The organism is Paraliobacillus sediminis (assembly GCF_003426055.1).
In genome coordinates this window covers 166,452-179,733 of the sequence record NZ_QJSI01000001.1, presented here as the reverse complement: position 1 = coordinate 179,733, position 13,282 = coordinate 166,452, and the positions used below count along the sequence as shown (strand labels likewise).

The 13,282-nt window shown below is 36.6% G+C and carries 10 protein-coding genes; 6 read left to right on the top strand and 4 right to left on the bottom strand.

What is annotated here, in order from left to right; genetic code table 11:
• Positions 1-204 precede the first annotated feature (204 nt).
• Positions 205-1,659, bottom strand: coding sequence for a glycoside hydrolase family 1 protein (locus D2K60_RS00825; protein ID WP_117168104.1), 1,455 nt, complete (start codon positions 1,657-1,659; stop codon positions 205-207).
• 245 nt (positions 1,660-1,904) lie between these two features.
• Here D2K60_RS00825 and D2K60_RS00820 point away from each other — a divergent pair, with 245 nt between their 5' ends.
• Positions 1,905-2,624 carry a MurR/RpiR family transcriptional regulator gene (locus D2K60_RS00820; RefSeq protein WP_117169059.1) on the top strand — a complete coding sequence of 240 codons (720 nt, stop codon included), beginning with the start codon at positions 1,905-1,907 and terminating at the stop codon, positions 2,622-2,624.
• A 113-nt stretch (positions 2,625-2,737) separates the two neighbouring features.
• Here D2K60_RS00820 and mqo read toward each other — a convergent pair whose 3' ends face one another.
• The 3 genes from mqo to D2K60_RS00805 all read right to left on the bottom strand — a co-directional run bounded on the left by mqo (position 2,738) and on the right by D2K60_RS00805 (position 8,454).
• Entirely contained in the window at positions 2,738-4,240 is a 1,503-nt protein-coding gene (gene mqo / locus D2K60_RS00815; RefSeq protein WP_117168103.1) for a malate dehydrogenase (quinone), read from the bottom strand.
• Between the two features lie 302 nt (positions 4,241-4,542).
• The gene (locus tag D2K60_RS00810) at positions 4,543-6,366 is read right to left on the bottom strand and encodes a YhgE/Pip domain-containing protein (RefSeq protein WP_162880659.1); all 1,824 of its coding nucleotides are present in this window, start codon (positions 6,364-6,366) and stop codon (positions 4,543-4,545) included.
• 27 nt (positions 6,367-6,393) lie between these two features.
• Entirely contained in the window at positions 6,394-8,454 is a 2,061-nt protein-coding gene (locus D2K60_RS00805) for an efflux RND transporter permease subunit (RefSeq protein ID WP_117168101.1), read from the bottom strand.
• A 140-nt stretch (positions 8,455-8,594) separates the two neighbouring features.
• Here D2K60_RS00805 and D2K60_RS00800 point away from each other — a divergent pair, with 140 nt between their 5' ends.
• The 5 genes from D2K60_RS00800 to D2K60_RS00780 all read left to right on the top strand — a co-directional run bounded on the left by D2K60_RS00800 (position 8,595) and on the right by D2K60_RS00780 (position 13,151).
• Positions 8,595-9,164 carry a TetR/AcrR family transcriptional regulator gene (locus tag D2K60_RS00800; protein WP_117168100.1) on the top strand — a complete coding sequence of 190 codons (570 nt, stop codon included), beginning with the start codon at positions 8,595-8,597 and terminating at the stop codon, positions 9,162-9,164.
• A 126-nt stretch (positions 9,165-9,290) separates the two neighbouring features.
• Positions 9,291-9,971: a response regulator transcription factor gene (locus D2K60_RS00795; protein WP_117168099.1), complete on the top strand. Its 681-nt coding sequence runs from the start codon at positions 9,291-9,293 to the stop codon at positions 9,969-9,971.
• On the top strand, positions 9,968-11,347 hold the full coding sequence (locus D2K60_RS00790) for a HAMP domain-containing sensor histidine kinase (RefSeq protein WP_117168098.1): 1,380 nt from the start codon (positions 9,968-9,970) through the stop codon (positions 11,345-11,347). The genes D2K60_RS00795 and D2K60_RS00790 overlap by 4 nt, the downstream gene beginning before the upstream one ends.
• 93 nt (positions 11,348-11,440) lie before the next feature.
• Positions 11,441-12,475, top strand: a complete 1,035-nt coding sequence (locus D2K60_RS00785) for an ABC transporter permease (protein WP_117168097.1) — start codon at positions 11,441-11,443, stop codon at positions 12,473-12,475.
• 1 nt (position 12,476) lies between these two features.
• Positions 12,477-13,151 carry an ABC transporter ATP-binding protein gene (locus tag D2K60_RS00780; protein ID WP_117168096.1) on the top strand — a complete coding sequence of 225 codons (675 nt, stop codon included), beginning with the start codon at positions 12,477-12,479 and terminating at the stop codon, positions 13,149-13,151.
• The last annotated feature ends 131 nt before the right edge of the window (positions 13,152-13,282 follow it).

Below are 13,282 nucleotides of genomic sequence, written 5' to 3'. Positions count from 1 at the left end.
TTTTGGGAGTATCCTACCCAAACTTATTATAGTTGACTGCCCGTTATAAAAGATTTAGGAAGGCACTTTTTCTTATTAAAACCGCTGGCGCATAATGGAATTGATTCTAATACAAAAAAATGAGCAACATTGCCCGATACACTGGCCTTGTTGCTCTTAACTAAATATGTCTCAAAACCCTGGAATTAAAGACGGCATTTCATCTTATAAACTATCACCATTTGTTGCAATTACTTCTTTATACCAATTAAATGATTTTTTTCGCTTTCTTTCTAATGTACCATTACCGTAATCGTCTTGATCTACATAGATAAAACCATAACGTTTAGACATTTCTGACGTACTTGCAGCAATTAGATCGATACAACCCCAGCTTGTATAACCAATCACGTCAACACCTTCTTTTATCGCTATCCCCATCTGTTCAATATGGGCACGCAAATACTCTATCCGATAATCGTCATTAATAGAGCCATCTTCTTCTACTTTATCATAAGCTCCTAGTCCATTCTCAACAATAAATAATGGTACTTGATAACGGTCATATAGCTTTTTCAATGTAAGACGTAAACCTTTAGGATCAATTTGCCATCCCCAATCCGATGCTTCTAAGTAAGGATTTTTAACGCCACTAAAGAAGTTCCCCTTTTCTTTCTCTTTATCTGGTGCTCCGCTTGCAACCATTGTCATATAGTAGCTAAAGGATAAAAAGTCTACCGTATGCTGTAATAGTATTTCTTCGTCTCCTGGATGCATTTCAATAGTGATATTATTTTCCTCAAAATAGTTCAACATAAAACTCGGATAATAACCACGTACTTGAACATCCGTAAAGAATAGATTTTTTTGATCTTCTTCTAATGCCGCTAAAACATCATCTGGATTACACGTTTCTGGATATACCTCCATACGCGCCAACATACAGCCAATCATTGCATCAGGAATAATTTCGTGACATGCCTTTACAGCTCGTGCACTAGCCACAAATTGGTGATGTAACGCTTGATAAACAGCTTGGTCCTTATTCTCAACACGATCAACCAATATTCCGCTTCCAATGTAAGGAGAAAAAGTTGATACATTAATTTCGTTAAATGTTAACCAATATTTAACTTTATCTTTATACCGTTTAAATAACGTTTCAGAATAATGAACAAAGAAATCAACTAGACTTCGATCTGCCCAACCATTATATTTTTGCACTAAATAAAGTGGCATTTCGTAATGAGATATTGTCACTAACGGCTCAATATTGTATTTTAATAATTCATCAAACACTTTATCGTAGAATGCTAAACCTTCTTCATTAGGTTCTGTTTCATCACCATTTGGAAAAATACGAGGCCAAGAAATCGATAGGCGGAAAGTCTTAAAGCCCATTTCTGCATACAAAGCAATGTCTTCTTTATAGCGATGGTAAAAATCATTCCCACGGCGTTTGGGAAAGTTATCTCCTCTTTTTCCTTCTAACAACTCTTGTAATTCCTTTTCACTTGTAACATCCATCTCGATACTATTCCCACGTTCCTCTTTAGGAATAAATGAAACCATATCAAAAATTGATAGACCTTTACCACCTTCGTTATATGCACCTTCTATTTGGTTAGCAGCTGTTGCTCCACCCCATAAAAAACCTTCTGGAAAACGCGTTTTTTTCATATAAGTAACCTCCACATTTATTATCTAGAATAGTATTTCGTTATTTTTTCATCTGTCATTTCTTCACTAGGTGAGACTACAATCAGCATAAGCTGATTAGCAAGAAAAGTATATATAACGTATTGATCTTGTTTGTTTTAACATAGGTAGTCACTTGTGTCATATGTGTAACGCCCTGTTTTATCAGACGGTTTATGCTATAATAAATGCAACTATCAAACAGACTGAAGGTGAAGATAATAGTGATATTTACAAGTGAGATCATTGGATCTTTCAATGAATTAGAAACTTCTATATACAACTATATTAGTAAAAACAAAGATAAGGTTCCCTATATGCGCATTCGTGAATTAGCAGCTGAAACCCATGTTTCAACAGCAACAATCTTACGTTTCTGTCGAAAATTAAATTGTGACGGTTACTCTGAATTTAAAACAAAGTTAAAAATGGAATTAGATAAGAGTGAGAAGCCTACAATTAAAAGCTCCCAACATGCACTGGTTGAATTTTTTGAAAGAACATTAAACGGGGAAAGTGACGAAAGAATTACAAAGGTCGCAACGCTTGTAGCAAAGTCAGATAATGTTATTTTTATCGGGAATGGTAGCTCTGGTATTCTTGCTGAATATGGGGCGAGGTATTTTTCTGGTTTAGGATCCTTTTCCACTTATATTAGAGATTTTTCCTATCCAATCCACTCTAAACTAAGGTATAACAGTGTAGCAATTGGCTTATCTGTCTCAGGAGAAAACGCCTTTACCATTTCTCAATTAAATCAGCTTAAACAAGAAGGTAGTAAAATTATTAGCATCACAAATAATAAGCTTTCCACCATAGCAAAAATTTCAGATATAAATATCCCTTATTATATGTCTGAAGAATTCTATCAACAAACCAATATTACAACGCAAGTCCCTGTGATGTATATCTTAGAATCTATCGCTCGTGAAATACATAACCTATAAATAGCAGAAACCTTAGTCCTAGATTCATTTAGGACTAAGGTTTCTTATTATTCAAAACTGAAATTCTAATTTAAATCAGGCCATCCCTAATCCTGTTACAGGCGAATAGAAAACTAGTTATATACCTTGTCCTTTGCGCTTAAGCCAAGCGCCTGCTCTATCGATCTTTCTATTTCTTTATAAATGTCTGGATTTTCTGATAGTGCTATACCATAAGACGGTATCATTTCTTTTATTTTCGGCTCCCACTCATCGAGATATTCTGGGAAACATCTTGCTATTACCTCAAGCATAACGTGAACTGCGGTAGATGCGCCAGGTGACGCCCCTAATAATGCAGCTATCGAGCCGTCAGAACTAGTAACGACCTCCGTTCCAAATTGAAGCGTTCCTTTGCCACCAGCCTCCGTATCTTTAATTACTTGCACACGTTGACCTGCTACCACGATATCCCAATCTTCCGTTTTTGCATTTGGGATAAACACGCGTAATTCTTCCATCCGCTTTTGATTTGATAGAACAACCTGCTGGATCAAGTATTTTGATAATGGAAGCTCTTTTACCCCTGCTGCCAACATTGTTAGTAGATTATCTACTTTCACGGAAGTTAACAAGTCTATGTATGAACCTGTCTTTAGAAACTTTGGTGAGAATCCGGCAAATGGGCCATATAACAATGTTTTTTTGTTATCGATAAATCGAGTATCAAGATGCGGAACAGACATTGGTGGAGAACCAACCTTAGCTTTACCATATACTTTCGCATGATGTTGCGCTACAATATCCGGGTTATTACACACCATAAATAGGCCACTTATCGGAAATCCACCAATTTTTTTTGATTGAGGAATACCGGTTTTCTGTAATAAATGCAGACTTCCTCCTCCTCCACCAATAAACACGAATTTAGCAGTATGGTATTCCGTTTTATTGTTGGCAATGTCATACACTTTCACTTCCCACAAGCCGTTGTACTTTCGTTTAATATCCTTAACGCTATGCTTATAGTTCACTTTAATATTTTCACTCTGTAAGTGGTCAAATAATAAGCGTGACAAAGCACCAAAATTAACATCCGTTCCCGAATCGATCTTTGTTGCTGCTATTGGTTCGTTTGATGTGCGCCCCTCCATAATTAGCGGCATCCAATCCTTCATTTTTTCAGGTTGATCCGTAAATTCCATCCCTTGAAATAGTGGATTATTTGATAGTGCCTTAAAACGATTTCTTAAAAACGTTACATTTCTTTCGCCTTCTACTAAACTCATATGAGGTAATGGCATAATGAAATCTTGAGGATTACGAATAATATTTTTATTTACGAGATAAGACCAAAACTGTCTGGAAAGCTGAAACTGTTCATTAATTTCAATAGCTTTGCTAGTGTCAATTGAACCATCCGGCTTTTCCGTTGTATAGTTAAGTTCACACAATGCAGAATGGCCGGTACCCGCATTATTCCATTCGTTAGAGCTCTCTTCTCCAGCATTTGCTAGTTTCTCAAATGCTTTGATTTCCCAATCTGGTGCTAATTCCTTCAATAATGACCCCAAAGTCGCACTCATGACTCCGGCACCAATTAAGATAACGTCTGTTGGTTTTGATAGGTTATTCATTATAGCGTTCCTTTCCCCAAATAATCGCCAAAAAAGACAGAAGTGTTCCACCTAATATTCAGGTGTAATTATAGTCAAACAAAACTTAGAAACGTATCTTTTCTGTGTCAATTACAACTCTATTTTGTAGAGTTTGTTGATGGATTCATCTATCTGCTCTTATCTACTAATTATAAACTACTTGATGCAATTTAAAAACAGACTCTTTCACAAAGTGAGACAGATCAACTACAGTGATTAATACTCTTGCTTTTCTCCATAAAAAAAGAGAAGCGCCTAAACGCTCCCCCAAATACTTTCTATCAATTTTTAAATAAATCTAGTAACCGGTCCCAGAAGCCTTTTGGTTCTTCCTCTTCTTGCTCTTCATTAGATTCCTGTTCTTGCTTTTCAATACTTTCTGTTTTAATCACAAATTGTACGGAGTTTATTTTTTCGTTTTCGGCAGAGACAAACGATACAGCATCAAGATCAGATTTATCATAATCATCAATCATCTGGTTGATTTCCTCCTGCATCTCATCAGGCATATCTTTCGTAGATTGATACAATGTATCTGTACCATCGTCAAGCTCCTCTACTCCAGATTCTAATTCACTAGTACCTCCTGATAATTCCACAATCCCAGTATGAACATCTTGGTACGAACTTGATAATTGTCCAACACCATCTGTATAGCTTACGAGTCCGGCATGAAACGTTTTATAATTGGCAGACAAGGTTGCCAATCCTGCTTGTAACTCTCCGATAGAGTCTGCCATATTCATACCTTCTAGCGACGTTGTAATTTCAGCAGCTATTCTTTCCATTGTGTTTGCTATTTCTGTAACTGATCCACTCACTTCATTAAGTGTTGGATCCACTGCAGCAAAAGCTTCCTTTACAGCGGAATACGTTCCTTTTGCATTACGAGTTGCCTGATACGTTTCAAGCAACTTTTTAACCACTTCACTATTCGCATCGCTCGCATTTAAGTCTGCAATCTCTTCATCTGTTAGCTTATAATCAGGAATTGCCAGCATCGCTTCATCTAATGAGCTATAAGCAACAGTGTAGTTCTCGTTTAGTTTCGTTAAGCCATCCGACGTTTGATGCAAGCCTTCTGCTAATTGCGAAAGCCCATTTGGTAGCTCTTTTAATCCGCTTAAGTCCATTTCACTCGAGCCATTACGAAGCGAATTACTCATCTGCGTTAAACCTTCGTTAATTGCTATGGAACCATCAATAAGTCCATCAGATGCTCCGTTGACGTCAGTTATGCCCTCTAGATATTGACCAGATCCATCACGCAAACTTGCTACACCACTATTTAAATCAGAAACGCCGGTATTTAGTTCCCCAACTCCATTGCTAATGTCTCTAATCGCTTTCGTTAATGTATCCATTTCACCCGTCATCTCATCCATATCTGGTGCATCAATTGACATTGATTGTGGAACAGCTGCAATTTCCATACCCTGTAATTCGAAATCAACTACATCCGCTTTGACAGTAAGTTCTCCTGCTTGTTCGGGCATAACGGTAAACGTTACTTGCTTGTTTTTACCCGCATTTGCAACCACTCCACCTTCCGTTACAATATTGTCATAAATTTCTGGTTCGAGGTTAAGTGAAATTTGTAATAAATAGTTTTCAAAAAATACAGGATCAACATTCTCATTGGCAGACGTTTCTATTTTTATTTCTACTTTTCCGTCTTGTCCTGCAAGTTCCGCTGCCTCTGTTTCTTTACCATCTAATAAATAAGTAATTGTAATATCCCACGGTAATTCTGCGTTTTCTAGGTTACCTTGATAATAAAATTTATCCTCTGGTGCAGTAAACGCGACTGTATTATCTTCTGTTTGTTCCAATTCCGATAGATTGGTTAGATTTTTAAGATTAGAATACAATCCGTTATCGACAATTTTTCCTTCTTTAATCACATCAAAAATGTTTACAACATAGACTTCTTGCCGTTCACCAGTAGGACTTAGTGTTGCATACACAACTTCATCCTTTGAAGCATATTCTCCGGTTGCATCTTCTGCCGCTTCCACATGCTTGCTCAAATTAGCAGTTACTAGAAATGACGGCACGACAAGGATTATAGCCATTAAAACATAAAGTATCCGTTTGTTTCTCATCATCATTCCCCTTTAATCATTCTCTTCTTATTTCTTGAAAAAATTTGCTCTCCAAGTTGTTTTATCAATAACTTTATCAAACACTAACAGCATAGCAGGAAGGAATAAAAGAACCATAATGAACGCTAATAACGCTCCCCGTCCAAGTAATAACCCAATTGATCCTACAATCGGATTGCTTGACGTGATCCATAAAATAAAACCAACACTTGATAAAATCGAAGCTGAAATCGCAATTGAGAAAATTTTCTCGTCGATTGTTTTCTTAATCGCCTCAAGCGCAGGCATTTCCTTGCGATTTTCTTTATATGCTTCCATCAGTAGGATCGCATAATCAACTGTCGCAGCAAGCTGAACGGTGCTGACAATTAGATATCCGACATAAACAAGTGGTGTATCTGTAAAGTAAGGGACAGACAAATTAATCCAAACAGCTGATTGAATCGTAAGTAGCAGTACCAGCGGAACTGAAATTGATTTAAATGTAACCAATAGAACGATTGCAATTGCAATTATAGTCAGTAAGTTGACAAGTTTGTTGTCGTCTTGGACAACGTTTCTCATATCGTATAAGGTCACACTCTCTCCAAGGGAGTAAGCATCATCACCATAGTAGGTAGCAGCTGTGTCTTGAACAGATTCAACTAGTGAAAAAGCGGCTTCACCTTCAGGTCCTGCGTCAGTATGAAGAATAATTCGACTGTAGTTTTCTGAATAAAATTGCTCTGTTATCGATTCGTCCAGATACTCTGGAGGAATTGCTGCGCTAACTGTATTAACATAAGACAGAACACTTGTCACAGCCCCGAAATTTTCTAAATCTTGAACTAACGCATCTTCTTTAGCAACATCCCCCTCTGGGACTAGTAACACCATCGAGGTATATTTTCCAAAGATCTCTTCTACTTCGATTTTGTCACTACCAGCACGCGTTTGTTCTGGTTGATCTCCAGCCCCGTAAGTAAACGTTGTATGGGTTTGCGCTAAAAACGCTGGAACGATAAGTAGGAACACGAGTAACAACACAGGTATTCTTACTTTAACAACACGATTGCCAATTTTCTTCATACTTGGAAGCAATGGTTTGTGTTGCGTTTTATCAATCCATTTATAAAACATAACCGTTAGCGCTGGCAAGAATATCATGACACTAAGAAAGCTTAAAACAATACCTTTCACAAGATTCAATCCTAAGTCAGAACCAATCTGAAAGTTCATAAAGGTAAGTGCCATAAAGCCAAAAAAGGTCGTCGCTGCACTAGCTGTGATGGCAGGAAAAGATTTCTTAATTGCAAGCCGCATCGCTTCGGTGGGATCGTCTACTTTCTTCCGATAATCTGAAAAACTATGCAATAAAAAGATCGCATAATCGAGCGAAACCGCAAGTTGCAGAATAGGTGCAACGGATTGCGTAATGAACGATACTTCACCAAAAAATATGTTTGTTCCTAAGTTGATTAGAACCGAAACTCCAATAGCTGTAAGGAAGAAAAGTGGTTCCAGCCAAGAAGTTGTTGAAACAACCAAAATCAATATAATAATTGGTACTAACAACGCCGCAGCATAAAGCGATTCAGATCCAGCCATTTCTTGTGATATCGCAGTATCGAGTGCTGCTCCCGCCATTGCATTCTCTTCACCAATCAATTCATAGATATTATTCGTTATCGCTACTTCATCCCCATCTCGAATACTGAAAGAAAAAATAGCTTTATCATCTATATAATAAGCTTCTACCGTTTCCCTATCAGCAAGTTCTAGCGGGGTTTTTATATCAATCGCATCATCTAACCATGTTACATCTTCTACACCATCAATCGCACCAAGCTGTTCTTTAACTTGAAGTGCTTCTTGAACCGTAACATCGTTAATCATGACTCTCGTATCCGGAACTGCGCCATCGAATTCTTGCTCCATAATTTCCATTGCCTCTGTAGAAGGGGCATCATCAGGCAGATAATCTACCATATTGTAATTAACAGACACAAATGACTGTGAGATTGCAGAAATGGCGGCAATCACCATAAAGGCAATAACTACTATTTTATTATGTTTAATTATTCGTGCTGCTATATCGATCGAGACCATTCCCTTCTTGCGTTCATATCTTCATACAATTATAATGACACCGTGTTGGATTATCAACAAACAGTTTATTATCATATGTTTTTTACACAACACAAATGCTTTTTTTGTTGAATAAGTAATAAAAAAGGAGTGTTTTTTTAATGAATTCTAAAATAGACAGACGAAAAAAGTATACGCGAATGGTTTTAAAGGAAAGCTTAATGAAATTATTAAAGCAAAAATCTATTTCCACTGTTACAGTCAAGGAAATATGTGCGCTGGCAGATATAAACAGATCCACATTTTACGCACACTACCTCGATCAATTCGACCTACTTAATCAAATAGAGGAAGAAATCATTGTCGACATGAATGATAAACTTATGGCCTATGATCACCACCAAGATGATGAATCGTTACAAATGACAGAAAGAATTATTGAGTATGTGGCACAAAACAGTGATGTTTGTACAACACTCTTTGGTGAGCATGGGGATTCAACTTTTAAAAAGAGAGTAATTATTGTTGCTAGTGAGCATACGGTAAAAAACTGGTTATCGATCTATCCAATTGATCCAGAGATTTCTGAGTACGCTAGTATGTTTGCAATCAGTGGCAGTATTCACGTGTTAGAGAACTGGCTTAAAAACGGAATGGATAAATCTCCTAAAGAAATAGCAGAACTCATTAATAATCTTACAAATAAAGGACTATCTTTTTTACAGGAATAAGGCAGATGGACTTACAGCGGGTCCGGCGTATTGTAAATGCTATATTTCCTATGATCATATTTGGTGCTTTTGTATGTATTTTTTGCAGTAAGGTCATACCTATTATGTAAAATTGGAGGTTAACAAATGACAAGCATTCTCCTTGTAGATGACGATATAAATATTTTACAACTTGTAACCATTAACTTAACCAATGCTGGCTATCGTGTCATCCAAGCAAAAGATGGTGTAGAAGCTTTAGAAAAAATGAAACACACACCATGTGACTTAGCTGTTGTTGATGTCATGATGCCTTTTATGGATGGTTATACATTAACGAAAGAAATTCGAAAAAAGAGTGATATTCCTATAATACTATTAACAGCAAAAAATCAAATTGCAGACAAAGAAGAAGGATTTAAGTCAGGAACAGATGATTACTTAGTCAAACCATTTGAGCCAAAAGAACTCTTCTTCCGTATTCAAGCGTTATTAAGAAGATTTGATAAACAAGATGATGCGTCAATTATTCGCTTTGGTACTACCACAATCAACCAAAAAAGCTATGAAGTACAGATTGCGCATCGAACGACACTTTTGCCTCTAAAAGAATTTGAGTTACTATACTTCTTAGCTTCTAACCCAATGCAAGTATTCTCACGCGATCAATTGATTGAACACATCTGGGGATTAGCGTATCAAGGAGATGAACGTACTGTCGATGTTCACATTAAAAGGTTAAGAGAACGTTTCTCAAAATTAACCACTGATTTTCAGATTAAAACAGTACGCGGGATTGGTTATATGTTGGAGGTGAAGTCGAGATGAAGTCACTTTATTTAAAATTTGTTGTGATTACGATTGGGATTATGTTCTTAAGTGGAATCCTTTCCTTTCTAATATCCAATGCTTATTATCACCAAGAATTGAAGCCTTACAACGATCAAAAAAATACTAAGATTGCTCTAGATATTGCGACATTTGTTAACGAACAGCCCACGATTGATTTAGAAGCGTACTTAGAAAGCCTTTCAAACATAGGTTATCAACTTTACCTAGTAGATCAGAATGATACAGACACTTTTTTCGGATCACCTTTTAGAGATGATACGCTTAGCAATGCGACAAAAGAAAGTGTTTTAAATGGTGACGTTTTCCACGGCATGCTTTATTTTTCAAAAGGGACATTTGTAACAGGTTTTTTTGCTAATGAATTAACCAATAGCGTTGGTGTACCTTTAACGCATAACGGAGAAAACTACGCGCTTTTCTTAAGACCTGATATTGAGCTGCTTTTTAGTGAAATGCGTACATTGTTTGCTTGGATGCTTATAATAGCAATTCTGTTGAGCATTATTATGGTAATTATTAGCGCGAAATATTTGATAAAACCTATTACGAAGTTAAGCAAGGCAACAAAGACACTATCAAACGGAAACTTTAATGTCGAACTCGACGTAAAACGTCATGATGAATTAGGTGAGCTTTCCCAAAGTTTTTTACAGATGGCAAATAAATTAGAACAAATGAATGATGCGCGTAAAGAGTTCATTTCAAATGTTTCGCATGATATACAGTCCCCACTATCTAATATTAAAGGCTACACCAACTTATTAGAGAATGAGACCTTAAGTTCGGAAGATAAAGCACATCATATTTCTATCATTAATAATGAAATACAACGACTTTCAACACTAACGAGACAGCTTCTACTACTCGCCTCGTTGGATCGCAATGAAGATATATTAAAAAAGGAACCTTTCCATGCTGATAAGCAAATTAAAGCACTTATTAAAAGTTATCAATGGTTAATTAGTGAAAAAGAACTGACGCTTGGCTACTCCTTACCTGATACAGAAATGTTAGGGGATCCGTCCTTACTTTATGCTGTTTGGGATAATTTATTAACAAATGCTATTAAATATAATAAACCAAACGGTACGATTGATATAACTATAGAGCAGACGGATAAGACCACATCGATTGCATTTAAAGATACTGGAATCGGAATTGATAAGGCACATATCGCACACATATTTGATCGCTTTTATCGTGTTGATTCATCACGTACACGAACAATCGATGGAACGGGCCTTGGCTTATCAATTGTCGCTAGCATCGTGAAACTACACAATGGTCAGATACAAATAGATAGTAAAAATAACCATGGCACTACTGTTATCATTGTATTTCCTAATTATTAATTAGTTTATTTTATCTCTTTTTAATCACTTGTTCATCTTCTGTTCATATAACCGCTTTAAACTAGAACTATGAAACAGTTTGGAGGAGATTATATGAACATCGCATGGAAAGAAATGAAGAAAAACAAAACTAAATTTCTCATATTAGGCTCCATTGTCTTCTTAATTAGCTTATTAACCTTTATTATTTCTGGTTTAGCCAATGGTTTATCAGATGACAATGCCTCGTTAATTAAGGACCTACCGGCGGGACAATTTTATATGGATGAAGATGCAGAGGAAACGTATAATTTATCAAGTATAGACAATGAAAGACAGGACACTATTCTTACGCAAAGTGCCGATGGGGTGGCCTTATCCATTCAAAGAGGATTTTTAAATGACCAAGCGAGCAAACAGCACGGCGTTGTCTTTGTTACATCTACATCATCTAACCTGTTTGTGAACGTCGAACGCGGCGAAATTGTACTTGATCGTTCAATAAAAGATGATGGGATTAAAATTGGAGATACTTTAACAAACAACCAATTTAGTGGCACATTTGTGGTCAAGGACTTTGTCGATCAAAAAAAATATAACCACTCGCCAGTAGCTTATATCCATATAGAGGATTACAAACAAATGAATCGCGTCGAGAACATGCAGCTTCTTTTTATTCCTGAGGCTAACGACGAACTGACCTTCAGTAGATTACAATCTTTTTCTAATAAAGCGCTTCTTCAAACCATTCCTAGTTATAGTGCGGAACAATTAACTTTAAATATGATTGTTTGGTTTCTAGTTGTTATTAGTGGTATGTTGTTTGCAATTTTTTTCTACATGATGAATGTACAAAAAATTGGCCTCTACGGTATTTTAAAAGCAATTGGTGTAAAAACAAGTACGTTATTTAAGATGATGTGGACACAGATGTTAGTTATTACTACCGTTTCTCTTGTTCTATCTATTTTAGTAAGCCAACTATTCAACGTTATTGCACCTGAAGGAATGCCCTATCATTTATCCATGTATACTACTGTGCAACTATCAATCGTCTTCTTTATTATTGGATTTATTGGCGCCACCCTTTCTGGTTTACAAATTAAAAACGTTGGCCCATTACAAGCAATTCAACAAGGAGATGTGTAATATGACAGTATTTACAATTAAAGACGTTCGAAAATCATTTATGAATGGAGAAGTGGAAGAAGAGGTATTAAAAGGTGTTAATCTTTCACTTCAAGAAGGGGAAATAACTGCACTAGTAGGTGCGTCTGGATCTGGTAAAAGTACACTCCTTACCATTGCAGCTGGACTTCAACCAGCATCAGCTGGGCAAATCCTATTTGAAGGCGAAGATATTGTTACGTTAAATCAAGAGCAGATTCGCAACATACGAGCAAATGCATTCGGTTTTGTTTTTCAATCGTCACACCTCGTACCATTTCTTTCAGTGGAAGAACAGTTACTATTAATGCTGGATGTTGCCGAAACAAAATTAAACAAACAGGAAAAACAAAATGAAATTGAAAAGATATTAAAAACAGTAGAACTTGAGCACCGAAAAGATGTTTATCCCGCTTCCTTATCGGGTGGCGAGAAACAACGTGTCGCGATTGCACGCGCAATCATTCATCAACCACGAATCCTTTTTGCAGATGAACCCACTGCAAATTTAGATTCAAAAAGATCAGAAGATGTGATGAAATTAATTCGTACGTTAACTAAAACACGTGGAGTTGCTACATTAATCGTTACCCATGACGAAGAAATGCTTGCTTACGTGGATCATGTGATTCATATAAAAGATGGACTAATCAGCTAACTAGTAAGCTGTCACGACCTAAGCTTTGTCGATCACAACAAAATTCGGGACGTGACAGCCTAATGAAAGTTCTGAATACAATCGGTCTTAACCACAACTAGCTTTATAGTTGTTAGAGTTCTCATTTCTCT

Bases quoted from the DNA above. Each gene is read 5' to 3' on its own strand.
- D2K60_RS00810 (WP_162880659.1), bottom strand. From the start codon at position 6,366: ATGAGAAACAAACGGATACTTTATGTTTTAATGGCTATAATCCTTGTC.
- D2K60_RS00785 (WP_117168097.1), top strand. From the start codon at position 11,441: ATGAACATCGCATGGAAAGAAATGAAGAAAAACAAAACTAAATTTCTC.
- D2K60_RS00825 (WP_117168104.1), bottom strand. From the start codon at position 1,659: ATGAAAAAAACGCGTTTTCCAGAAGGTTTTTTATGGGGTGGAGCAACA.
- D2K60_RS00790 (WP_117168098.1), top strand. From the start codon at position 9,968: ATGAAGTCACTTTATTTAAAATTTGTTGTGATTACGATTGGGATTATG.
- D2K60_RS00805 (WP_117168101.1), bottom strand. From the start codon at position 8,454: ATGGTCTCGATCGATATAGCAGCACGAATAATTAAACATAATAAAATA.
- D2K60_RS00800 (WP_117168100.1), top strand. From the start codon at position 8,595: ATGAATTCTAAAATAGACAGACGAAAAAAGTATACGCGAATGGTTTTA.
- D2K60_RS00780 (WP_117168096.1), top strand. From the start codon at position 12,477: ATGACAGTATTTACAATTAAAGACGTTCGAAAATCATTTATGAATGGA.
- mqo (WP_117168103.1), bottom strand. From the start codon at position 4,240: ATGAATAACCTATCAAAACCAACAGACGTTATCTTAATTGGTGCCGGA.
- D2K60_RS00795 (WP_117168099.1), top strand. From the start codon at position 9,291: ATGACAAGCATTCTCCTTGTAGATGACGATATAAATATTTTACAACTT.